Genomic DNA, 24,119 nt, shown 5'->3' with positions numbered 1-24,119 from the left:
TCATGCCCCCAGCCCTGCTGACGCCAATGCCTCAGCCAGCGCATCAAGAAAACGTTCATTTTCTTGCGGAAGGCCGACCGATACACGCAGGTGCCGGGGCATGCCATAACCAGCGACGGGCCGAACAATCACGCCATGGGCCAACAAGGCCTGATAGATACCGGCGGCTGGCTCCCCCACTTCCACGGCAATGAAGTTGCCTGCCGAAGGGATGTAGGAAAGCCCCATGCGATCGAAGCCTTCCGCCAGTTGTTGCAGGCCGGCCTCGTTCACCTCCCGGGATTTCTGCAGATAGGCCTCATCCTCGAGAACTGCTGTGGCCGCCGCCAGGGCAACGGTATCGACATTGAATGGCTGGCGAACCCGGTTCAGGATGTCAGCAATGGCCGGAGAACTGATGCTGTAGCCCACTCGCAACGCTGCAAGCCCCCACGCCTTGGAAAAGGTGCGGCAGACAATCAGGTTCGGGTATTTGTCCAGCAGTCGAATACCATCCGGGTACTCGTCACCAACAAGGTATTCGCAGTAGGCCTCATCCAGAACAACCAAAACCTGTTCAGGGATACGATCCAGAAACGCTTCAATCGCATCGGCGGTGTGCACGGTACCGGTGGGATTATTCGGATTAGCAACAAACACCAGCTTGGTGCGCTCGGTCACCGCGTCGGCCATGGCATCCAGATCATGCCCCCAGTCTTTTGCAGGCACCGCCACACCTCGGGCGCCAATCGCCTGGGTTACCAGCGGGTATACTGCGAAGGCATACTGGGAAAACACCACTTCGCTATCAGAGTCGACGAAACACCGGGCAATGACTTCCAGCACATCGTTGGAACCATTACCGAGGGTGATCTGGCTCATTTCCACGCCAAAGCGACGGGCCAGAGCCTGCTTCAGATCAAAGCCATTGCCGTCCGGGTACAGGCACATTTCATCGAGGGCATTTCGGGCGGCCGATAACGCTTTGTCACTCGGCCCAAGCGGGTTCTCATTGCTGGCCAGCTTGATGATCTCCGACGGATTCAATCCCAGCTCCCGGGCCAGTTCTTCAATCGGCTTGCCGGGCTGGTACGGAGACAGAGCCTGAACACCTTTTACCGCAAGACTCTGGTAATCCACTGACATTGAACTCTCCTCAGGATCGACATTCGAAATCAAAGTACGCCGATGGGATAGGACCCCAGGCGCTTCAGCTCCACGGCTTCTTCATCAATTTCAGCCAGTACCTTGCTGATCCTGTCATCCTGCATGTGACCTTCGAAATCAATGTAGAAAACATAAGCCCAGGTACCACTGGGCGAAGGCCGCGTTTCAATCCGTGTCAGGCTGATGCCGTGACGATGGAACGGCTCAAGCAGCTGGTACAAAGCGCCCGGCTTGTTGCGCATGGAGACCAGAATCGAGGACTTGTCCTGGCCACTGGCCGGCACCTCTTCCCGCCCAATGATCAGGAAGCGGGTGGTATTGTCCGGGCGATCCTCAATGCTGTTAGCCAGCTTTTCCAGACCGTACAGCTCCGCCGCCATATCTCCGGCAATCGCCGCCGCACCCGGCTCTTCAGCCGCACGGCGCGCCGCCTCGGCATTGCTGGAAACGGTAATACGCTCAATACCGTAGCGATGTGTATCCAGCCACTGCCGGCACTGGGCGAACGACTGTTGATGGGAATAGATGCGGGTAATTTCCTCATCCTTGTGCTTCGGCGATACCAGCAGATGATGATGAATGCGAAGCTGCACCTCACCGCAGATTTTCAACGGCGAAGACATGAACATATCCAGGGTGTGATTGATCATACCCTCAGTGGAATTCTCCACCGGCACCACACCGTAATGCGCCGCACCGGACTCCACCTCGCGGAATACCGCATCAATCGCAGGCAGCGGCACGCTGACGACAGAGTGGCCGAAGTGTTTGAGCGCCGCCGCCTGGGTGAAGGTGCCAACCGGGCCCAGGAAGGCAATATGCATGGGCTTTTCCAGCGCCAGGCAAGCCGACATGATCTCACGGAACAGCCGCGCCATTTCTTCAGCGGGCAAAGGCCCCGGGTTCTTTTCCTTGATCCGGCGCAGCACCTGAGCTTCCCGCTCAGGCCGGTAAAAGAACACATCTTCACCGGGATTGGCCGCCATTTTGACATGGGCCACTTCCTGCGCACATTTCGCCCGCGCACTGATCAGCTCCATGATCTGCTGATCGAGGGCGTCGATCTCTTCCCTTAGCTCCCCCAGGCGGGTCTTCTCATCCGTCATGATCAGCCGCGCTCCTTCGCAAATTCCGCCATGTAGTCGATCAGTGCGTCGACACCTTCTTCCGGCATGGCGTTGTAGATGCTGGCACGCATACCACCGACCGAACGGTGGCCCTGCAGGTTGAGCAGATGCCGGGCTTCAGCGCCTTTCAGAAATTCAGCATTAAGCGCATCATCGGCCAGAGTGAACGGTACGTTCATCCAGGAGCGGAAGCGTGGTTCAATGGGGTTGGCGTAGAAATCGTTGCCATCAATGAAACCATACAGCTTCTTTGCTTTCCGGGCGTTCATCTCGCCCATGGCTTGAACACCGCCCTGCTCTTTCAGCCACTTGAACACCAGCCCGGACAGGTACCAGGAATAGGTCGCCGGGGTGTTGTACATGGAGCCGTTATCGGAGATGACCTGATAGTTCATCATGGTCGGCGTCTCTTTCCGGGCCTTACCCAGGAGATCCTTACGGATAATTACCACCACCAGGCCCGAGGGGCCGATGTTCTTCTGGGCGCCGGCATAGATCAGACCGAATTTGCTGATATCCAGCGGCCGGGATAGCATGGTGGAAGACATATCCGCCACCAGCGGCACATTGCCACTGTCCGGAATAAAATCGTATTCCAGACCACCGATGGTTTCGTTCGGCGTGTAATGCAGGTAAGCGGCATCGGCGCTGGTGTTCCAGGCGGACTGATCCGGAATGGTGGTAAACCCGCTATCTTCAGAGCTCGCAACCACATTCACATTACCGTAGCGCTTGGCTTCGGCAATGGCCTTTTTCGACCAGATACCGGTGTTCACATAATCGGCCGAGGTCTTGTCACCAAGCAGATTCAGCGGGATGGTCGAGAACTGGCTGGAAGCTCCACCCTGCATGAAGAGTACGGCGTAATCATCTGAAATACCGGCCAATTCACGGAGATCCTTCTCAGCCGCTTCTGCGATGGCAACAAACTCATCGCTGCGATGGCTCATCTCCATCACTGACATGCCAGTGCCACGCCAATCGAGCATTTCGCTCTGGGCCTGCTTCAGCACAGCTTCCGGCAAGGTGGCCGGACCAGCACAGAAATTGAACGCCCTGCTCATTCTTCTGTTTCCTCGCCTTCCACTTCTTCTTCATCATCGGATTCTGCAATCCGCTCCACACCCACCAGGCGCTCATCTTCCTGGGCCAGACGGATCAGACGCACGCCCTGAGTGTTCCGGCTCAGCACCGACACCTCATCAGTGCGGGTTCGCACCAGGGTGCCCTTGTCGGAGATCAGCATCATCTGATCGCCTTCAAACAGTTGCAGTGCGGTCACCAGATTACCGTTACGCTCGGAGCACTGCATGGCGATAACGCCCTGGCTACCACGGCTGTAGGCCGGGAATTCATCAATGGCCGTGCGCTTGCCGTAACCATGCTCACTGGCGGTCAGAATCACACCGCCTTCCTGCGGAATGATCAGGGACACGACATGGTGGCCTTCCGGCATTTTGATACCGCGGACACCACGAGCCGTCCGGCTCATCGGGCGAACCTGCTCTTCCTGGAAGCGCACCGCTTTACCGGCACTGGAAAACAGCATCACTTCGGCAGAACCATCGGTAATGGCGGCACCAATCAGGGTGTCACCCTCATCGAGATTCAGGGCAATCAGGCCACTGCTGCGCGGGCGCGAGAAGTTCGGCAGCGGTGTCTTCTTGACCACACCGGCCGAGGTGGCCATCAGCACAAACTGGTCTTCCGGGTAGTCACGTACCGGCAGGAAGGTAGTAATGCGCTCTCCTTCGTCCAGCGGCAGGATGTTGACCATGGGCCGGCCACGGGAGCCGCGGCTGCCACGGGGAATCTCGAACACCCGCAGCCAGTACACCTTACCCTTGTTGGAGAAGCACAGAATGGTGTCGTGGGAATTCGCCACCAGCAGCTTCTCGATAAAGTCTTCGTCCTTCATCGACGTTGCCGCTTTACCCCGGCCACCACGGCGCTGGGCCTGGTAATCCTCAACGGCCTGGGTCTTGGCATAGCCACTGTGGGAAATAGTCACCACCAGATCTTCTTCGTCGATCAGGTCTGCAATGGTCAGGTCGCGACGAGAGCTGGTGATCTCAGTGCGGCGCTCATCGCCATACTGGCTGACAATCTCTGCCAGTTCGTCACGAATCACCTGCATCAGACGCTCGGGATCACCCAGGATATCCAGCAGATCGGCAATCTTCTCCAGGATTTCCTTGTACTCGTTCTGGAGCTTTTCGGTTTCCAGACCGGTCAGGCGGTGCAGTCGCAGATCCAGAATCGCCTGGGCCTGCTCCGGCGACAGGTGGTACAGGCCGTCTCGCAGGCCATAGATCTCGGGCAGGTCGTCCGGACGACAAGCATCCTCACCGGCACGCTCCAGCATGGCCAGTACGTCACCAGGTGCCCAGCCCTTGTCCATCAGCTTTTCTTTCGCTTCTGCGGCGGAGGGCGACTGTTTGATCAACTCGATGATTTCATCAATGTTGGCCAGGGCAACGGTGAGACCTTCCAGAATATGGCCCCGCTCACGAGCCTTGCGCAGCTCATAAATGGTGCGGCGGGTGACCACCTCCCGACGATGACGCACAAACGCATCGAGCATTTCTTTCAGGTTCAGGGTCTTGGGCTCGCCGTTGATCAGCGCCACCATGTTAATACCGAACACGGTTTCCAGCTGAGTCTGGGCGAACAGATTGTTGATGATCACATCCGGGTTCTCGCCCCGGCGCAATTCGATCACAACCCGGATACCTTCCTTGTTCGATTCATCACGCAGCTCGGAGATACCCTCCAGGCGCTTTTCCTTCACCAGTTCCGCGATCTTCTCGATCAGACGGGCCTTGTTCAGCTGGTAAGGCAGCTCGGTGATGATGATGGATTCGCGGCCGGTCTTCTTGTCCTGCTCAATCTCGTGGCGGGCACGGATATAAATGCGGCCACGTCCTGTGCGGTATGCTTCCACGATACCGGCACGGCCATTGATGATGCCCTGGGTGGGGAAGTCCGGGCCCGGGATGAATTCCATCAGCTCATCGACCGTGAGATCCGGGTTATCGATCAGTGCCAGGCAGCCGTTCACCACTTCCGTCAGGTTGTGGGGCGGAATATTGGTGGCCATACCCACGGCAATACCGGAGGAACCGTTTACCAGCAAATTGGGCACACGGGTCGGCAGAACTTCCGGGATACGCTCGGTGCCGTCGTAGTTATCAACGTAATCGACGGTTTCCTTGTCGAGATCCGCCAGCAGCGAATGGGCGATCTTCTCCATGCGGATTTCGGTGTAACGCATGGCGGCGGCATTGTCGCCGTCGATGGAACCGAAGTTACCCTGGCCGTCTACCAGCGGATAGCGCAGGGAGAATGGCTGGGCCATTCGAACGATGGTGTCGTATACCGCAGAGTCACCGTGGGGGTGATATTTACCGATAACGTCACCCACCACACGGGCAGACTTCTTGTAGGCCTTGTTCCAGTCGTTACCCAACTCGGACATGGCGAACAGCACCCGGCGGTGTACCGGCTTCAGGCCGTCCCGGACATCGGGTAATGCCCGGCCAACGATAACGCTCATGGCGTAATCGAGGTAGGACTGTTTCAACTCGTCTTCAATATTGACCGGCAGGATCTCTTTGGCTAACTCACCCATCGAGAAAGGTTCCTTTGCGTTATCTGGAAGTCGTTCCGGGGCCGTTTCCGGGCCCCGTCTTTATTCTTCAACAAGCCGCCAAGCATACCACAGACCGCCCCCACCGGGGGCAACTGTGGTAAAGCCTTAATCAAACACCACGGTCTTGTTTTCGTAGGTAATCACGCGGTCTTCAATGTGGGACCGCAGGCCCCGGGCCAGAACATTTTTCTCCACATCCTTACCCAGGCGAACCATGTCTTCGATGGAGTCACTGTGACTGATCCGGATGACGTCCTGCTCGATGATCGGGCCCTCGTCCAGATCCTGGGTGACATAGTGGCAGGTGGCACCAATCAGCTTCACACCCCGGCTGTAGGCCTGATGGTATGGGCGGGCACCCGCAAACGACGGCAGGAAGCTGTGGTGAATATTGATCACCTTGCCGGAGTACTTTCCGCACAGCTCGGCAGGCAGAATCTGCATGTAACGGGCCAGCACCACCACGTCGGTTTCGTATTGCTGGAACAGCTCGTCGATATGGGCGAAGGCCTCAGCCTTGTTCTCTTTGCTCACCGGCACATGGTGGTAAGGAATCTCGTGCCACTCCACCATGCGGCGCAGATCATCGTGGTTGGAAATCACCGCAACGATCTCGCAGTTGAGCTCTTTGCTGTGCCAGCGGTGCAACAGATCGGCGAGGCAGTGTGATTCCTTGCTGCACATCAGGATAACCCGCTTGGGGCGCGCGGAATCAGCAATGTGCCAGTTCATGTTGAACTCGCGGGCAATCGGCTCAAAGGCGGCACGGAACTGATCCAGCCCGAACGGTATCGATTCGGCCTTGATTTCATGCCGCATGAAAAACCAGCCGGCCTGGGTATCGGAGTGGTGGCTCGCCTCGGTAATCCAGCCGTTATAGGTGGACAGAAAATTACTCACCTTGGCAACAATCCCGACCCTGTCCGGGCAGGAAATAACAAGACGATAGGTATGCTCCATGAAGCCTTTCCTTAACTTGAATCCGGGGAAAGCGGGCGCGATAGGAAACCACAAACCGGACATTCACGGCGATGGTCGGTACGCACCGGTAAAAATGACCGGCTATGATAGCCTATCTGACAGCCAGAAACGAGGAATCCAACCATGGACAGAGTGATCTACAGCCCCGCTTCGAAAATCAGCCACAGACCGCTCTGGAGAGCGACAACCGCGCTGATGCTTTTCCTGTTTGCCTTCAACACAAGCGCCAACGAACAGGCCATTCTGGAAGGGGAACGTTTCCATCCGGTACAGGGCTCCCAGGGAATGGTTGCCACCAGCCACACCCTGGCCACAGAGGTTGCCCTGAAGGTATTGCAAAACGGGGGCAACGCCATTGATGCCGCTGTTACCGCCGGCTTCGCCCTGGCCGTCACCCAACCCCGTTCCGGCAATATTGGCGGTGGCGGCTTTCTGGTCTACTCGCCCGGTAACGGCGATGCCCCGGAAGCCATTGATTATCGCGAAACCGCACCGGCTGCAGCCACCGAAACCATGTTTCAGGACCAGGACGGCAATGTCGTGAGCGAACGCAGCCGGTTCAGCCATAAGGCCGCCGGGGTACCCGGCACCGTAGCCGGGCTGGCACTGGCGCTGGAGCGGCACGGCACCCTGAGCCTGAGCCAAGCCCTGGCCCCGGCGATTCGACTGGCCCGGGAGGGCTTTGTGGTGCCCCACCGATTCACCGAAGGCCTGGAGCAGGCCCGGGACCGCCTTGAACGCTGGCCAGCCACCCGCGCTACCTTCTATATAAAAGATGGATCGGCCCCACAACCTGGCGAAGTGTTTCGCCAGCCGGAACTGGCCGACACCCTCCAGCGCATTGCCGAGCAGGGCGTAAAAGGCTTCTATGAAGGTGAAACCGCACAGTTGATTGTGGCGGAAATGCAACGGGGCGAGGGTCTGATTACTCTGGAAGACCTGCGCAACTACGAACCGGCCGTTCGCCAGCCGGTCCACGGCACCTATCGGGGATTTGATATCTACTCCATGTCGCCGCCCTCATCTGGCGGCACTCACATCGTGCAGATCCTCAACATTCTGGAGGACTACCCCATCGGCGAATGGGGGCACAACTCCGCAAACACCATTCACCACATGGCCGAGGCCATGAAACTGGCATACGCAGCTCGCTCGGAATACCTGGGTGATACAGACTTCGTAGCTGTGCCGCTGGAAGGGCTGACCAGCAAGGGCTACGCCGACCAACTTCGCACATCCATCAAGGCAGACAAGGCCCGGCCCGCCAGCGAGATCGCGCCTGGAAAACCTGGGCCCTGGGAAAGCCCGGAGACCACACACTTCTCGGTGGTGGACCGCTGGGGCAACGCGGTATCAAACACCTACACCATCAATTTCAGCTATGGCTCGGGCATTACCGTGGCCGGTGCCGGCTTTCTGCTCAATAACGAGATGGACGATTTCAGCGCCAAGCCGGGGGTTCCCAATGCTTATGGCCTGATCGGCGGCGAAGCCAACAAGGTGGAGCCAGGTAAACGCATGCTCAGCTCCATGTCGCCGACCATCGTACGAAAGGACGACCGCAATTTCCTCGTAACCGGCAGCCCCGGCGGCTCCCGAATCATCACCACCACCTTGCAGGTGATCATGAATGTGATCGACCATAATATGAACATACAGACAGCCGTCAGTGCGCCGCGCATCCACCACCAGTGGTTACCGGACGAGATTCGGGTGGAACAGGGTATCAGCCCGGACACTCTGGATCTGCTCCGGGCGCGAGGGCACACCATCAACACCGGCTCGGCCATGGGCGCCATCCAGAGCATCCTGATTGGCGAAGACGGCACGCTTTACGGCGGAGCCGATCCCCGGCGCAGCACCTCGTCTGCCATGGGATTCTGAGCCATTCAATATTGACCGGGCGCATCCCGGACAGGAGGTAACTGATGTATCTTTCCGTACAACTGAGCTGCTATCCGCTCAAGGACGACTACAAACAACCGATCTGGGATCTGATTGCACGCCTGGAACAGACCAGCCTTGAGGTCCACCCTGGTCGCATGAGTACCGAGATCTTCGGCGAGTATGACGAAGTGATGAAGGTGCTCTCAGACACCATGAAATGGTCTTTCGAGACCTACGGCAAATCGGTGTTTGTAGCAAAAATCATGGAGGGTGACCGGAGGCCGAGATGACACCCAGCAACGAACCCGGAAAGCAGGACCAGACACCGCAGCCGCAACCGACGATACCCAACCAGTACTCGTTTCTGTGGTTGAGCGCGGCCATTTTCCTGATGTTCTTGTGGCTACAGGGGAACAACCAACAGCAACAACAGGAACTGGCCTATTCCGAGTTCAAACAGGCCGTCATAAGCGGCCAGGTTGCCGAAGTTACCCTGCGCACCGAAGAGATCAGCGGACGCTTTACGGATTCCGGTGCCAGCCGGTTTGCCAACGACAGCCGGCCACCGTCGAGCAGTTTCATAACGCTCAGGCCACAGGTGGAAGACCCGGAGCTACTACCACTACTGGAAAGACAGCAAGTCCTGGTTCGGGGCTCCCGCTCCGGCCGCCCCTGGTGGCAGGAGCTGATCCTGGGCTTCCTGCCCTGGATCCTGTTACTGGCGCTGATGTTCTGGTTCTGGGGTGCCGCCCAGAAACGCATGACTCAGGGCGGCGGCCCCTTTGACTATGGCAAGTCCAGGGCCCGCCGCGCCCGCAGGGAAACCTCCACCACGACACTGGACGACGTGGCGGGCATCGAGTCCGCAAAACGGGACATTTCGGAAATTATCGACTTCCTGAAGTCGCCGGATAAGTATCGTCGCCTGGGCGCCGTGATGCCTAAAGGGGTTCTCCTGGTCGGCCCGCCGGGCACCGGCAAGACCCTGTTGGCGCGGGCCATTGCCGGCGAGGCGGAAGTCCCCTTCTTCAGCATCAGCGCCTCCGAGTTCATCGAAATGTTCGTGGGCGTTGGCGCGGCACGGGTTCGGGACATGTTCCAGACGGCTCGCAAAGAAGCACCGGCACTGATCTTTATCGATGAGCTGGACGCCGTCGGACGCTCACGGGGAGCTGGCCTGGGGGGCGGCCACGACGAGCGCGAACAGACCCTGAACCAGATTCTCACGGAAATGGACGGTTTCGAGGCCCATGAGAACGTTCTTGTGCTGGCCGCCACCAACCGCCCGGATGTATTGGACACCGCTCTGCTGCGCCCGGGCCGGTTTGACCGGAAAATCACCCTGGACCGCCCTCACCGGGAGGCCCGGGAAGCTATTCTGAAGGTACATGTGCGCAAGGTGCCGCTGGCTGCGGATGTGGACCTGACGCAGGTGGCCGCACGCACGACCGGCTTCTCCGGCGCCGACCTGAAAAACCTGGTGAACGAAGCGGCCCTTACAGCCGCCCGCGACAACCTCGTTGAGGTAAACAACCACTGTTTTGAAGCGGCCCACGATCGCCTGATTCTGGGAGAGGAACGGGACGCCCAGTTAACACCGGAAGAGCGTGAAGCCGTGGCCTACCACGAATGCGGGCATGCCATTATGGCCTATTACATGCCCAAGGCAGATCCTCTCACCAAGATCACCATTATTCCCCACGGCATGGCCATGGGAGTGACCGAACAGACCCCGAAAGAAGACAAATACAATTACACCGAAAGTTACCTGGAGGACCGCATCAAGGTGATGCTGGGCGGGCGTTCTGCCGAAAAAATCATCTACGGGGAAGTCAGTACCGGTGCCCAGAATGACCTGAAAGAAGCCACCAAACTATTGAGACGAATGGTCGGCCAGTGGGGCATGAGCGAAAAGATCGGCCCGCTGGGCCTGGGCATCGGCGAAGAACATGTGTTCCTTGGCCGGGAAATGGGCGCGCCCCGGGAGTACAGCGAAAAACTCGCGGAAATGATCGACTCGGAAATCCAGTCGCAATTACTGGCCTTTGAAGCCTTTACCGTGAACTTCCTGACCGAACACCGGCAGGAACTGGATGCCCTTGCCAGAGCCGTCATGAAAAGGGAAACCCTGTCAGCCGGGGAAATAACCGAGGTGCTGGAGGAAGCTCGCAGCCGGGAGACCGCCTGAACAACTGCCGGCACAACAGCGGTTTGCTCAGGGCGTGATGGTGACCGGTAGATTCAGCTGGCAAAGCAGGGACTCCGCGCCCTGCTGCTCAAACAGGCTGCACTGACGGCTGATCACCAGCTGTGCGGCTCCCTCCTCCCGCACGGCCCTCGCCATGGCAGCAGCACCGGCTTTGGGCAAACGCCTGACCCGGGCAGAAATGCCCCCGGCTTCAAGCATGGCTGCAAGCTCCTCAAGAAATTCGCGATCATCAGCGGCGTCTGAGCGCACCAGAACCGTCAGCGCCCGCTGCCCACGCCTGGCCAGCTCCACGCCTACCCGCACAGCCCGATGATTCGCGCCCTGATCGTGGTTCAACAACACCACCACCCTGCCCGGTGGTAATGAACGAGATTCCGGCCACAACAGCACATCTCCCGGCGCCTGCCGTAACAGGCTCCGCGCGGTTGAGCCCAGCCTGAAAGATGAAATACCGGACCAGCCAGCCCCGCCGAGCACCAACAAATCATCAGGCTGTACCAGCCCCAATACCTGCTCTACCACTTCACCCCGGCATAATCTCAGTGCCTGGGCCACACCCCAGGGCGCCAGGGTTCGCTCGAGAGTACGGCGAAGCTTCTCTGCAGTTGCCTGCATACGGACTTCCAGAGCGTCGACATCCATGGGCCTCGCCACGCCGGAACTCCGGCCCACTTCCCGGGCAAAACCGTAACCGGCACTACGCAGCAGGCTTACTTCCTCCACAAAGATACCCAGAACTTCGGCTTGCTGCGCACGAGCAATGTCTGCCGCAGCCTCCAGGGCTGCCAGACTCCGCCTGGAACCATCCAGCAACACCAATATCCGCCGGGCTACGGCGGGGTCTGGCTCCGGAGTTTTATGACTGACCGTTGTGTCCGCCATTGCCATTATCCTGACCCGTGTCTTTGTCCTTGCTTTTGCCAACTTCGGCAAATGCGGCCAGCCTGTCTGCCACGCGCCGGTTAAAGCTGCCCTCAGGGAACACGCCATCAGCATCCGGTTGCCCCGGTTCCAGGCCCGTCAACAACTCAATGGCCTGGTCGATATGAGTCACCGGATAGATTGAGAAGGCGCCGTTACGGACGGCTTCCCGCACCGATTCGTTCAACATCAGATGCTCCACATTGCTGGCCGGCAACAAGGCACCCTGGCTGTTTACGCCGCCGTCCTGCCGGCAGACATTGAAGAAGCCTTCAATCTTTTCGTTGACGCCACCCACCGCCTGCACCTCACCATGCTGGTTCATGGAGCCGGTAACCGCCAGGGACTGCTTGAGCGGAACGCCGGCGATGGCGGACAACAACACACAGGTTTCCGCCACCGAGGCAGAATCCCCTTCCACGCCACCGTAGGATTGTTCAAAGGCCAGACTGGTCGACAGTGACAGCTCATTCATCGGCGCATAACGATTGGCCAGGAACCGGGACAGAATCATCACCGCCTTGCTGTGGATCGGCCCACCAAGCTTGGCTTCCCGCTCGATATCCACCACCTGGCCCTTGCCAGGGCGCGCCGTGGCGGTAATTCGGGTGGGCTGACCAAAGCGGGTGGCGCCTAACTGCAGTACCGACAGACCATTCACCTGCCCCACCTGCTCGCCCTGAGTGGCAATCATCACCACACCCCGGCGAATCTGCTCCAGACTGCGCTCACGGACCCGGCTCGCCCGGTAGTCCCGCTCGTCAATGGCCTGCTGAACATGGCTGGCGCACACCTGCGGGCTGTTGGCCACACCAGCCCAGTGGTCCGACTCGGTGAGCAGATCTTTCAGTACTCGATCATGGGCCGTCAGCTTGTTCTGATCGCTGGCCAGACGGCTCGCGTGTTCAATCAACCTGGCAACCGCCTCCCTGTTCAGGGCTCTTACGCCAGCCAACCGGGCCATGGTGGCAATCATCCGGGCGTAGAGTAAGTAGCTGGCCTCATCCCGCTCCATGTCGTCTTCAAAATCCGCTTCCACCTTGAACAGGTCCAGAAAGTCCGGATCGTAGTGGGACAGCAGGTAATACAACATCCGGTCGCCAAGCAGCACCACCTTTACCGAAAGCGGAATCGGCTCCGGTTGCTGGCTTACCGTGGTGGCGAGGCCATACAAGCGCTCCAGGGATTCGATGCGGATCTCGCCGGAAAAGAGTATGCGTTTGAGGCTTTCCCAGGCCATGGGCTGCGACAGTACCCGCCGAGCGTCGAGGATCAGGTAGCCACCGTTGGCCCGATGCAGAGCCCCGGCCCGAATCAGGGTGAAATCCGTGTACAGGTTACCCTGGTGGGCCCGGTGTTCGATCTGGCCCGCCAGGTGCTGGTGGTTGGGAAGATCTTCATAGATGACGGGGGCCCCACGGGTCTCGGCATTATCCACCAGCAGATTCACCCGGTAACGGTTCAACAACCCTGCCGGTGCGCCGTTTTCGGTATCCTGAAAGGCCTCGGCATGCTCCACCACATCCTCTCGAACCGCGTCCAGGTGCGCGACCACGGCCGGCACATGCGCCCACTTCTCGCGCAGCTCACCCATGGGCCCGCCCAGGGTAAGCTGGACCATTTCCTCATTCAGGGCATGGACCCGCTCCCGAACTTCCTTGCGCAGCCGGGGCACCTGCTGTATGGCCTGCTGCAGCTTTTTCTGGAGGTCTTCCACCTTGGATTCCACCAGTTCCTTTTCTTCATCGGAGAAGGTCTTGTATTCCTCAGGCTCGATCACCTCGCCGTTGCGCATGGGCGCAAAGGTGAAACCGGCCGGGGTGGTGAGCATGGCAATATTATTGGCGTTTGCCTCTTCCTGAATCGCAGACAGGCCTTGCTGCTGGCGCCGGGTAACCTCTTCCTGCAGTTCCTGAATACGGGCCTGGTACTCCTCGCTTTCAAAAGTGGCCGGTATGGTGGACTTCAGTTCGTTGGCCAGTTCGCTCATATCGGCCTTGAATATGCGACCTTCCCCCGGCGGCAGCTCGATGGCCCCGGGTTTGTCCGATTGCTGAAAATTGAACACATGACACCAGTCCGACGGCACCGGTTTTTCCGCGGCATGGCTGGCCAATACCCGCCGTACCAGCTCATGCTTGCCGGCACCGGAGGGCCCCAATACGAACAGGTTAAAACCCTGGGCCTTCATGCTAGCCCCGAATTCCAGGGCACGCAGTGCCCGATCCTGACCGAATGGCAGAGCCAGATCTTCCAGGCTTTCCGTGGTTTCAAAATCCAGTTTGTCCAGCGGGCACCGATGGTAGATCCGGTCTTCGGTAAGTGCGTCGGGCAGAGCCATCCGTCCTCCTTATGGCTTAGGCGTTGCCTTCCAGTTTGTCCTGGGTGCGCAAATCAAAATCGCTGGCATCGTGCCGCTCGTGCAGTTGGGAGGCAAGATCGCCCCAGGCCTTGTTCACCATACGGCCACGCTTAACTGCCGGGCGCTTGGCCACCTCGTCGGTCCAGCGAACCACGTTGGTATAGGTGTGGGCTTCCAGGAATTCGGCCGCCTCGTACACCATGTTTTTCACCAGGGCTCCGTACCAGGGCCAGATGGCCATGTCGGCGATGGTGTATTCATCACCGGCAATGTACTGGTTATCCGCCAGCTGACGATCGAGCACGTCCAACTGGCGCTTCACTTCCATAGTGTAGCGGTTGATGGGGTACTCGTACTTTTCTGGCGCGTAGGCATAAAAGTGACCAAAGCCGCCTCCCAGGAAAGGCGCACTGCCCATCTGCCAGAACAGCCAGTTCATGGTTTCGGTGCGTTTGGCCGGGTCCCTGGGCAGAAACGCATCAAACTTTTCCGCCAGGTAGAACAGAATGGAACCAGACTCAAAAACCCGGATGGCCGGGTCCACACTGCGATCCAGCATGGCAGGGATCTTGGAGTTGGGATTCACCTTCACGAACCCGCTGCTGAACTGATCCCCTTCGGTGATTCGAATCAGCCAGGCATCGTATTCCGCCTCCTTTATGCCTTTTTCCAGCAGCTCCTCAAGCATGACCGTTGCTTTCACACCGTTGGGCGTTGCCAGGGAATAAAGCTGGAACGGATGCTCCCCCACCGGCAGCTCTTTTTCATGGGTAGGGCCGGCGATGGGGCGGTTGATGTTAGAGAACTTGCCGCCGTTGTTCGGATCCCATTTCCAGACTTTCGGAGGTGTGTAAGTTGGGTCACTCATTCCGTTTTCTCCCATTGGCTTTACAGGGTTAGTGGCATGACTGTAACCGAATCCGGCACGGGTACGCACGTGGAATACGTCTGCGCGGGATCAATAATCGGTCATCGGTATTGGGCTATACTCGGCTCTGGATCAACTGGACTGCAATGGAACCTGCCATGGCGTGTCACGCCGACCGGACCGCTCCTGTCTTTCAAACGAAAGGCCTGACCAAAACCTACCGTCAGGGCGATGTGGAAGTACATGCCCTGCGGGGGGTCGATATCAGCCTTTATCCTGGGGAGCTGGTAGTGATGCTTGGCGCCTCAGGCTCAGGCAAATCCACGCTTTTGAACATTCTGGGCGGACTGGATGTGCCCACCACCGGCGAAGTTCGTTATCAGGACATCGACCTGGCCGGCGCCTCAGACCGGGAGCTTACCCGCTATCGCAGGGATTATGTCGGGTTCGTGTTTCAGTTCTACAACCTCATCCCCAGCCTGACCGCCCGCGAAAACGTCATCGCCGTGACCGAGATTGCCCGTGACCCCATGGCGCCGGAAGAAGCCCTGGACATGGTGGGCCTGGCCAGTCGCCTGGACCATTTCCCGGCTCAGCTTTCCGGTGGCGAGCAACAAAGAGTGGCCATTGCCAGAGCCATATCCAAGCGACCCCGGGTGCTGCTGTGCGATGAGCCTACCGGAGCACTGGACTCGGCCACCGGTATACTGGTCCTCGCGGCATTGGAACGGGCAAACCGGGAAACCGGCACGACCACGATAATCATCACCCACAATGCTTCAATCGCGAACATGGCGGACAGAGTGATCACCCTTTCAGATGGCGTGATCAGCGGTGAGCACCGCAACTCAGAACGCCAGGACCCGAACACCCTGAGCTGGTGATGCCATGATTTTCGGGCCGAGCGTACTGCACACCAAACTGAGACGGGAAATCTGGCAGATGCGCGGCCAGCTGCTGGCGATCGCGCTGGTGATTGCGGGCGGGATCGCGGTTTGCCTGATGTCTCTGGTCAATTACTCCTCCCTGACAGCCACCCGGGATCAGTACTATCAGGAGCACCAGTTTGCTGATGTTTTCGTTTCGGTAAAACGGGCCCCCCGCCATGTGCTGCAAACGGTTTCCGAGCTACCGGGTGTGACCCGCCTGAGCGGCCGGGTGGAAGGCGCCGCAAAGCTCAATCTCCCCGATTACGATGAACCTGTGTCGGCCCACTTGGTGTCTGTTCCTCCGGCCGGCCAACCCGAGGTAAACCAGCTGTATGTCCGGCAAGGTCGACTGCCAAGCGCCACCCACGCCAATGAAGTCGCAATCATTGGCAGCTTCGCGGATGCGCACCAGCTCACTCTGGACGACAGTTTCAACGCCATCATCAATGGCCGACAACAAACCCTGAAAATCGTGGGCATTGTCGAGTCGCCGGAATTCATCTACGTGATACCTCCGGGGGGCATGCTTCCGGATTATCAGCGCTTTGGCGTGCTCTGGCTGAATCAGGAAGCACTGGCCGCCGCCATGGACATGCGGGGTGCCTTCAACAGTCTGGTGCTGCAGATCGACCCGCGGCATCCTGTGGAAGATGTGATCGACCCACTGGACCGGTTGCTGGCGCGCTACGGCAGTACCGGTGCGTTCGCCCGGGCTGACCAGTTCTCACACCGTTTTCTCAGTGACGAGCTCGAGCAGCTGAAGGCCATGGCGATTATCTTTCCGTCCATTTTTATGGGCGTCGCCATGTTTCTGCTCAATGTGGTGGTGACACGCCTGATCAGTACCCAGAGGGAAATCGTCGCCATTCTCAAAGCCTTCGGCTACAGCAATGGCCAGATCGGCTGGCACTATAGCCAACTGGTGCTGGCCATTGCGTTTACCGGGCTTGCCATCGGCTGCGCCAGTGGCCTCTGGCTGGGGCATCGGTTGGGAGAGCTGTATATGGATTACTACCGCTTCCCTTCGCTACTGTTCCGAATCAATCCCTGGTGGCTGGCGTTACTGGCCCTGATCAGCATGGCAGTTGCACTGCTCGGCGGCTGGCGCTCCATCCGCGCTGCGGCCGCCCTGCCCCCGGCGGAAGCCATGCAGCCCGAGAGCCCCGCCCGATACCGGATTACCATTACCGAACGGCTGCTGGGCTGGGTGCGCTTTCATCAGCCTTCACGCATGATCGTCAGGCAGCTCGCCCGCAAGCCAGGCCGAACCGCCCTCTCGGTATTTGGCATTGCCATGGCCACGGCCATCGTGGTGGTGGGCAATTTTCAGTTCAGCTCTGTTTCGCTGATGGTGCACACCCAATTCGCCCGGGTGCAGAAGCAGGACCTGACCGCCACACTCACCGACCCGGTCAACCCGACCGCACTTTACGGAATGGCGCGCCAATCCGGTGTGCGTTACGTCGAAGGACGCCGGGCCGTTACCGTAGAGCTGGTTAACGAACACCGCAGATGGCGCACGGTGCTCACCGGCTTGCCCCGGGACGCCAAACTGCAATTTGTGGTTAACCAGGATCTGGAGAACGTGGCCATTCCTTCTGCCGGCCTGTTGGTAACCGACTTTCTGGCCAAGGCCCTGAATGTTGAGACCGGAGACACAGTTCGGGTGCGAGTGCTGGAAGGCCGACGCCCGGAACTGGACCTCACGGTGGCTGGCGTTACCAGCGAGTTCCTCGGTGTGGGCGCCTACATGAATCTGACCGCCATGAACAAGGCGCTGCGTGAAGGCCCGAGAGTGAACCAGATGCTGATGAATCTGGCGCCGGAGCAAACCAACACCGTCTACCAGGAACTCCGGGATACGCCGGGAGTGATGGCCACCAATCTGCGACAGGCAATGCTCGACAGCTTCTTCGAGACTCTCGCGCGCACCTTCCTGACCTACACCTTCATCATCAGCCTGCTCGGCGGCATTATCGCTTTTGGTGTGATCTACAATACCGCGCGGATTTCCCTGGCCGAACGAGGGCGAGACCTGGCGAGCTTGAGAGTACTGGGGTACAGCCACAACGAAGTCGCCCACATTCTGCTCGGAGAACTGGCCATACTGCTGTTACTGGGAATTCCTCTGGGTTGGGCGGTTGGTTTTGGATTGGCAAGTTTTGTGGTTACCGCGATGCAGACCGAACTCTATCGCGTTCCCCTGGTCCTGACCGGCCAAACCCTGGCATTGGCGGCCAACGTGGTCATTTTGTCGGCATTGATTTCCGGCTTCATCACCTGGTGGCGACTTCGTAAACTGGACCTTGTCGCGGTTCTGAAAACCCGGGAATAATGCACACACACTCACATGGGACCCAACATGGCGACACAACGCATCTCAAAAGGAAAATGGGCCTTCTGGCTTTTGATGGCCTCAGTAGCCGCCATCGTCTTCGCGCTTATCCTGCGGCCAGAGCCCGTTTGGGTTGACCTTGCCCCCGTCGAGCGCGGCCCCATGGAAGTGACCATTCTTGAAGAGGGCAAAACCCGGGTCAAAGATCGCTATCTGATTTCCTCCCCTGTGGCCGGCTATATTCACCGGGTTCAGCTGGACGTAGGCGACGCGGTGATTCCCGGGGAGCTACTGACGTTTGTGGACCCGACGCCCGCCAGCATCCTGGACGCCCGGACCCGCGCCGAAGCCGAGGCTCGGGCAGCCGCCGCCCAGGCAGCACTTCAATCCATCCAGCAAAAGGTTCAGGCGGCGGAGGCTGATGCTGAGTTCGCTCAGAATGAATACCAGCGCCTGCTCGCTCTGGAAGAATCCCGCTTTGTCTCCACCGAACAGTTACAACAGGCGAAATCCACGGCAGCCCGGGCACAGGCAATCCTGCGTTCCGCCCGCTTTGATGAAGAGGTGGCCGCCCATGAACTGGCCGCCGCTCAAACCCGGCTGCAGATTTCAACCGCGTCCTCCAATGGTCAGAAACCTGCCGAGCGGGTCGCCGTGCGCTCTCCGGTTAACGGCGCGGTTCTGGCTCTGGTTCGCCAGAGCGAGGGCGTCATCCAGGCCGGCGAGCCGATACTGGAGGTCGGAGACCCTGGCGCTCTGGAAGTGGTGGTCGAGGTCTTGAGTTTTGATGCCGTCAAACTGGAACCCGGCCTTGGCGTGCGACTGAGTGGCTGGGGCGGGCCGGTACTGGAAGCAACGGTTCGTCGTATCGAGCCTATCGGGTTTGAGGATGTATCCGCTCTGGGCGTGGAAGAACAACGGGTTCAGGTTATTGCCGATATGGTCAGCCCACGGGAGCAGTGGCGACAGCTGGGAGACGGCTACCGGGTGGACGCTGACTTTATCCTGTGGCAAAGCGAAGACACCTTGCAGGTACCCACCTCAGCTATCTTCGAATACAACGGCGCTTCTGCGGTTTTCATGGTTGAGAGCGAAACGGCTAGACACCAGACAGTCACGACAGGACCATCCAACGGTTTAATGACCCAGGTAACGCAGGGACTGCAGGAGGGCGTTCGGGTGGTCCGGCACCCCGGCCGTGGCCTGGAAGACGGCGATCAGGTCCGGGTGCGTTAACGCAACCCCCTGAATGGAACGAAGCCGGCACATAGTGTGCCGGCGTCCGTCTTCAATGGGATCAGGCTTTCGTTCTGCGCGAGAAGCCCAGCCCAGCCAGACCAAGGCCGAGCAAAAGAAGGCTGGCTGGCTCAGGCACTTTCGCGGCGGACGAGAAGGAGGCTGAAAACGCCAGGTCGCCGTAGTTCGACCCGGAACTCCAGCTCTGGGTATCCCAGGTACCGGCACTATTGCCGTTGTTCTGCCAGAAAAAGCCACCGTCCAGATAGGCAGACTCGTCACGCAGGGAGCCTGCATAGGCGGTACCAGTCTGGCCATCGAACAAGCCGGTCGAACTGATAAACGCGATGTAGTCGTTACCCCCGACAAGATTCAACCCGCCGGTGTTGAAGGTAAACTCTTCCATACCATCAAGACCACCGTTGTTGGTTGAGGACACAGCGGCACTCTGGAAAAGCACGGAGCCGGTCGCGCGGGTGGTGGCAGCATCCCAGTCCATTACATAGAAAGCAAAGTCCACGTAATCGGGGTTCACTCTGTCGTTCAGGAAGAACGTCCAGCTATCCAGCTGGGTTTCAGAACCGCCCACCTTGAAGGTTTGTCCGTACGTAGCACTGTTAGATTCACCGAAGGCGGCTATTTCGCTGGAGCCATTCCAGCCAGATACGGTTTCAATAACACCCGCGTTGGCAACGCTAGCGAGCCCGGACACTACAACAACAGAAAGCGCTTTGCCCAACTTGTTCATCTGTACTTCCTTATTTGGTTCTTCCAGAGATAATGACGTTGCCAGCAAGGAAGCACATAGCGTGCCTATTTATATCTTATTGATATAAAACACCTTTATTAGAACAGAAAGCCAGTTATGTAAATTATTCCGACGCTATTATCGCGCAATCTTACTCGACAGCGTCGATCCATTTGCCATACCCCGCGGCTTCCATTTGCTCCAGCGGGATGAACTTCATGGCTGCGGAATTCATACAATAGCGCAATCCCGTCGGCGCCGGACCATCGTCAAAGACATGGCCCAGATGAGAATCAGCATGGGCACTGCGAATCTCCGTCCGGGTCATGAAAAACGACTTGTCCTCACGTTCTACCACTGCCTCTGGCGTAATCGGGCGAGTGAAGCTCGGCCAGCCGGTGCCGGACTTGTACTTATCCCGTGAGGAGAACAGCGGCTCACCGGAAACGACATCCACATAAAGCCCCGCCCTGGTGTTGTCCCAGTAGGTATTGTTGAAGGCGGGTTCAGTACCATCCTCCTGCGTGACCTCATACTGCATTTCCGTCAAACGCTGCCGAAGAGTCTTGTCATCCGGTTTCTGAAAACGTTCGGGGTTAAAACCCCCACTTGCCGCCGCTTCTGTCGGATCGGCCTCCGCAGGCATCGAGTCATTGACTCCGTTATTGGGCTGATAGCGCGAGAAGTCCAGCTCATAATCCTCGCCATAGACCTCTTCAATAAACTGATAACGCCCCGAATTGAAGGTATAGAACTTGTAGCGGACCGGATTCTTCTTGTAGTAGTCCTGGTGGTATTCCTCCGCCGGATAGAATCTCTTGAGCGGCTCAATGGGGATCACCACCGGCTTGTCATAGACGCCGGAAGCCTCCAGTGCCTGCTTTGCCGCCTCTGCGAAGCGCTTCTGCTCCTCGTTGTGGTAAAAAATGGTGGGCCGGTACTGCCGACCACGGTCAACGAACTGGCCCTCCAGGTCGGTCGGATTCATCATTCGCCAGAGGCCGGCCAGCAAGCCCTCATAGGTTATTTTGTCCGGGTCGTAATATACCTGGACGGCTTCAGTGTGGCCTGTACGCCCGGAAGAGACCTGTTTATAGGTCGGACTTTTTTCTTCTCCACCAGCGTAGCCAGACACTGCCTCGACAACACCAGGAATCTTTTCGTAGCCGGCTTCCACGCACCAGAAACAGCCGCCAGCAAAGGTCGCCACGGCCAGATCCGGATCATCCGGTGCATAGGCATTACCTGCACTATCCACTCGCTCTGCTGCCACCTGTGCCGCAAAAAGACCGGCGGCGGAAACCAGCGCCAGGGCGGAAAACAGGCCTATAACTTTTCGTTTCATGACACTTCTCCTCGCTTGAATCCATAATCACAGCCTAGCGATCTGAATTCACAAAAACGTTCAGCAACTATCACAAATCTATAACGCAGCGGAAAGCTAGCTGGAGGAAGCTAACGGTAGCCAGAGGGTAAAGACAGCACCGTTCGCATTGTGCGCTGAGAGCCTGCCTTGCTGCAGGACGACCAAGCGCTGGGCGATCGCAAGTCCCAGGCCTGCATGGCCGGTGCGTTCGGCTCCGGCGGCCTGGTAGAAGGGGTCAAACACCTGGCCAAGGTCTTCTTTGCGGATGCCAGGCCCACCATCAGCAACAGTGATCTCTGCTCCACCATCCCGTACTGACATCGTGAGTATGACTCTTGTATTCCGCGGAGAATGGTCGATGGCATTGCTGATGAGATTGTCCAGAACCCGCTCTGTCATCGCGATATCCGCCAGCACGCTCTCGGTCTCTGTCGCCGAAATGGTGAGCTCAACACCAGCTCGTTCTGCCGCAGGCCTATGCTTCTGAACGACGTCGTAGAGCAACTCAGCCATGACAAACGGCTCGATATCCGGCTGTTTTTCACGGGCATCCAGGGCGGCCAGTTCGAACAACTCCTCAACCTGCCTGCCCAACCGGTGTGTTTCTGACAGGGCCACCGCCAGGAACCGGCCTCGCTCCTCGGCTTCCAGGGTCTCATGCTTCATCCGCAGCGCTTCCAGGTAGCCCTGAATGGACGCCAGCGGTGTTCGAAGATCGTGAGACACCTGAGCAACCAGCTGTCGACGCTGGGCGTCTTTGTGCTTCAGGAGATCCAGCTGCGCCACAATGCGGCGCGCCATGAGATCAAACCGAGAGGCCAGGTAATCAATGTCGTCGCCCTTCTCGACCAGTGGAGGACTCTGCTCAGAGGACAATTCCCTTTCAAACGACTCCACCCGTTCAGTCAGCCGGGACAGCCGCCGCGTTAACATTCGGAAGAATACCAACCCGGCCAGGAGCCCCACGAGCAGGCTCACCGCCAGGGCGCCTGCGCCCATCTGCAACAACCGGTTGCTGTGAACCATGCTCTCCGCGAGGTCGAATTCTTCGCCCCTCAGAACCACATAAAGGTAGCCGGCAGGGTCGATTGCCGAGGGAACAGGGGTTACAGAGAACACTTTTTGCCGATCGTGACTACGAGGGTCGTCCCCCGGCAGAGGATAGGCGTCCGGGTTTTCGAGCAGTGTCTGGATTGGTCCGAGGGATACCCGATTGCGCTTGATTCGGTCCGGATCGGCGGAATAGGCAAGAATGGCCCCATCGGTATCCAACAGGTAAATCTCAAGGCTGGGATTGATCGTCATATACAGCTCGAACAGCTGCTTCAGGGCATCCCGATTCAACTGGCCATCGGTGACCAGGTTTCGGTCAGAAACCAGATTCTGCGCCAGATTCCGGTTCAGTTGCTGGTTAACGGCAGCCGAATACTCCCTGACCGAGGCCAGACTCAGCAAAGTAAATAGCCCGCCCACCACCAACAGCAGCAGGAACAGACCAATGGCCAGCCTCGCATACAGGGTTCGAAGCACGGAAAGGCCCATGGTTAATCCATAAACCGATAGCCCACCCCCCAGACCGTCTGAACGTAACGCGGTTGGGCCGGATCGGGCTCAATCTTGTTACGCAGGCGGTTGATATGGGTGTTTACGGTGTGCTCGTAGCCGTCGTGATTGTACCCCCAGACGGCATCCAGCAATTGGGCCCGGCTGAAAACCCGGCCACGATGGGAAGCAAAGTGCCACAGAAGATCGAACTCACGGGCGGTCAGATCGAGCTCGCGGCACTCCAGGAAGACCCGGCGTCGAACCGGATCAATCCGCAGCCCGTCCGCCTCGATCTCCGCCACGTCGTCTTCGGGTGAGTTCTTCCGGGAGAGCGCGTCCACCCGCCGGAACAGAGCTTTGATGCGAGCGGACAGTTCCGCCACGCTGAAAGGCTTGGTGAGGTAGTCATCCGCCCCCATTTCCAGCCCCAGCACCCTGTCCAGCTCGGTGCTCTTGGCGGTCAGCATGAGCACCGGCACATAACCCGCACTGGAGCGTATTTCCCGGCACACCGCCAGGCCATCCAGGCCCGGAAGCATGAGGTCCAGAATCACCAGGTCAATACCACCGTCCCGGAAACGCGCCAGGCCGCTGTCGCCCCGGTCCCGAAGAACCGCTGTCATGCCCAGGTCGGATACCTGCATGCGGACCAGTTCGCCGATACCGGGATTGTCTTCGATTATCAATACCGTGCGCGGCATGCAGCTGAGGGCTCCTTTCGGTCAACACTGGCTGTCAATCCAGTATTATCGTCAGTCCTCTGAGTCTATCGTGGAAAGTTCACAAAACCATAAACTTCTTCATAAA

General features: G+C 58.5%; 18 protein-coding genes. 6 read left to right on the top strand and 12 right to left on the bottom strand.

Going from position 1 to position 24,119, the window contains the following annotated elements:
• From hisC to purU, 5 genes are all read right to left on the bottom strand, one after another.
• The gene (gene hisC / locus JIF53_RS02715) at positions 1–1,125 is read right to left on the bottom strand and encodes a histidinol-phosphate transaminase (protein WP_011784534.1); all 1,125 of its coding nucleotides are present in this window, start codon (positions 1,123–1,125) and stop codon (positions 1–3) included.
• A 29-nt stretch (positions 1,126–1,154) separates the two neighbouring features.
• A complete protein-coding gene (gene pheA, locus JIF53_RS02710) occupies positions 1,155–2,252 on the bottom strand; it encodes a prephenate dehydratase (protein WP_011784533.1) in 1,098 nt (365 codons plus the stop codon).
• A gap of 2 nt (positions 2,253–2,254) precedes the next feature.
• Positions 2,255–3,337 (bottom strand): 3-phosphoserine/phosphohydroxythreonine transaminase, encoded by a 1,083-nt coding sequence (gene serC, locus JIF53_RS02705; protein ID WP_199451791.1) that lies wholly within the window; start codon positions 3,335–3,337, stop codon positions 2,255–2,257.
• Positions 3,334–5,904 (bottom strand): DNA gyrase subunit A, encoded by a 2,571-nt coding sequence (gene gyrA / locus JIF53_RS02700; RefSeq protein WP_199451790.1) that lies wholly within the window; start codon positions 5,902–5,904, stop codon positions 3,334–3,336. The genes serC and gyrA overlap by 4 nt, the downstream gene beginning before the upstream one ends.
• Before the next feature lie 126 nt (positions 5,905–6,030).
• Positions 6,031–6,885 (bottom strand): formyltetrahydrofolate deformylase, encoded by an 855-nt coding sequence (gene purU / locus JIF53_RS02695; RefSeq protein WP_011784530.1) that lies wholly within the window; start codon positions 6,883–6,885, stop codon positions 6,031–6,033.
• Between the two features lie 144 nt (positions 6,886–7,029).
• On the opposite strand from purU, the gene ggt reads away from it, so the two are divergent.
• Genes ggt through ftsH form a run of 3 tightly spaced genes read left to right on the top strand, consistent with a single transcriptional unit; the run spans position 7,030 to position 10,981 of the window.
• On the top strand, positions 7,030–8,790 hold the full coding sequence (gene ggt / locus JIF53_RS02690; RefSeq protein WP_199451789.1) for a gamma-glutamyltransferase: 1,761 nt from the start codon (positions 7,030–7,032) through the stop codon (positions 8,788–8,790).
• A gap of 44 nt (positions 8,791–8,834) precedes the next feature.
• Complete coding sequence (locus tag JIF53_RS02685; protein WP_023008138.1) at positions 8,835–9,083, top strand: YkoF family thiamine/hydroxymethylpyrimidine-binding protein; 249 nt, start codon at positions 8,835–8,837, stop codon at positions 9,081–9,083.
• A complete protein-coding gene (ftsH, locus tag JIF53_RS02680) occupies positions 9,080–10,981 on the top strand; it encodes an ATP-dependent zinc metalloprotease FtsH (RefSeq protein WP_199451788.1) in 1,902 nt (633 codons plus the stop codon). The genes JIF53_RS02685 and ftsH overlap by 4 nt, the downstream gene beginning before the upstream one ends.
• A 27-nt stretch (positions 10,982–11,008) precedes the next feature.
• On the opposite strand, the gene JIF53_RS02675 is transcribed toward ftsH, so the two are convergent.
• The 3 genes from JIF53_RS02675 to yghU are packed head-to-tail and all read right to left on the bottom strand — an operon-like array spanning position 11,009 to position 15,153.
• Positions 11,009–11,884 (bottom strand): universal stress protein, encoded by an 876-nt coding sequence (locus JIF53_RS02675; protein ID WP_228285442.1) that lies wholly within the window; start codon positions 11,882–11,884, stop codon positions 11,009–11,011.
• Positions 11,859–14,264, bottom strand: a complete 2,406-nt coding sequence (locus JIF53_RS02670) for a Lon protease family protein (RefSeq protein ID WP_199451786.1) — start codon at positions 14,262–14,264, stop codon at positions 11,859–11,861. Before JIF53_RS02670 ends, JIF53_RS02675 begins: the two co-directional genes overlap by 26 nt.
• Positions 14,265–14,280: 16 nt before the next feature.
• The gene (gene yghU / locus JIF53_RS02665; protein WP_121206301.1) at positions 14,281–15,153 is read right to left on the bottom strand and encodes a glutathione-dependent disulfide-bond oxidoreductase; all 873 of its coding nucleotides are present in this window, start codon (positions 15,151–15,153) and stop codon (positions 14,281–14,283) included.
• Between the two features lie 146 nt (positions 15,154–15,299).
• Between yghU and JIF53_RS02660 the strand changes: the two genes are divergently transcribed.
• From JIF53_RS02660 to JIF53_RS02650, 3 genes are read left to right on the top strand one after another with little or no spacing between them, the layout of a single operon-like run.
• Positions 15,300–16,037: an ABC transporter ATP-binding protein gene (locus JIF53_RS02660; protein WP_023008133.1), complete on the top strand. Its 738-nt coding sequence runs from the start codon at positions 15,300–15,302 to the stop codon at positions 16,035–16,037.
• A gap of 4 nt (positions 16,038–16,041) precedes the next feature.
• A complete protein-coding gene (locus tag JIF53_RS02655; protein ID WP_011784523.1) occupies positions 16,042–18,417 on the top strand; it encodes an ABC transporter permease in 2,376 nt (791 codons plus the stop codon).
• A 27-nt stretch (positions 18,418–18,444) separates the two neighbouring features.
• Positions 18,445–19,653, top strand: a complete 1,209-nt coding sequence (locus JIF53_RS02650) for an efflux RND transporter periplasmic adaptor subunit (RefSeq protein ID WP_011784522.1) — start codon at positions 18,445–18,447, stop codon at positions 19,651–19,653.
• Positions 19,654–19,714: 61 nt separating this feature from the next.
• Here the strand turns inward: JIF53_RS02650 and JIF53_RS02645 are convergent, their stop codons facing one another.
• The 4 genes from JIF53_RS02645 to JIF53_RS02630 form a co-directional block, all read right to left on the bottom strand.
• Positions 19,715–20,401: a PEP-CTERM sorting domain-containing protein gene (locus tag JIF53_RS02645; protein WP_011784521.1), complete on the bottom strand. Its 687-nt coding sequence runs from the start codon at positions 20,399–20,401 to the stop codon at positions 19,715–19,717.
• Positions 20,402–20,552: 151 nt separating this feature from the next.
• Complete coding sequence (gene msrB, locus JIF53_RS02640) at positions 20,553–21,746, bottom strand: peptide-methionine (R)-S-oxide reductase MsrB (protein ID WP_011784520.1); 1,194 nt, start codon at positions 21,744–21,746, stop codon at positions 20,553–20,555.
• Between the two features lie 96 nt (positions 21,747–21,842).
• Positions 21,843–23,309: a sensor histidine kinase gene (locus tag JIF53_RS02635; RefSeq protein ID WP_011784519.1), complete on the bottom strand. Its 1,467-nt coding sequence runs from the start codon at positions 23,307–23,309 to the stop codon at positions 21,843–21,845.
• Between the two features lie 2 nt (positions 23,310–23,311).
• Positions 23,312–24,013, bottom strand: coding sequence for a response regulator transcription factor (locus JIF53_RS02630; RefSeq protein ID WP_023011111.1), 702 nt, complete (start codon positions 24,011–24,013; stop codon positions 23,312–23,314).
• Positions 24,014–24,119 lie beyond the last annotated feature (106 nt).

Origin of the sequence: Marinobacter sp. bablab_jr008 (genome assembly GCF_016464145.1) — a bacterium.
Taxonomy (GTDB): Bacteria; Pseudomonadota; Gammaproteobacteria; order Pseudomonadales; family Oleiphilaceae; genus Marinobacter; species Marinobacter nauticus.
The sequence above is the reverse complement of the archived record's forward strand: the minus strand, read 5'-3'. Positions and strand labels throughout refer to the sequence as shown.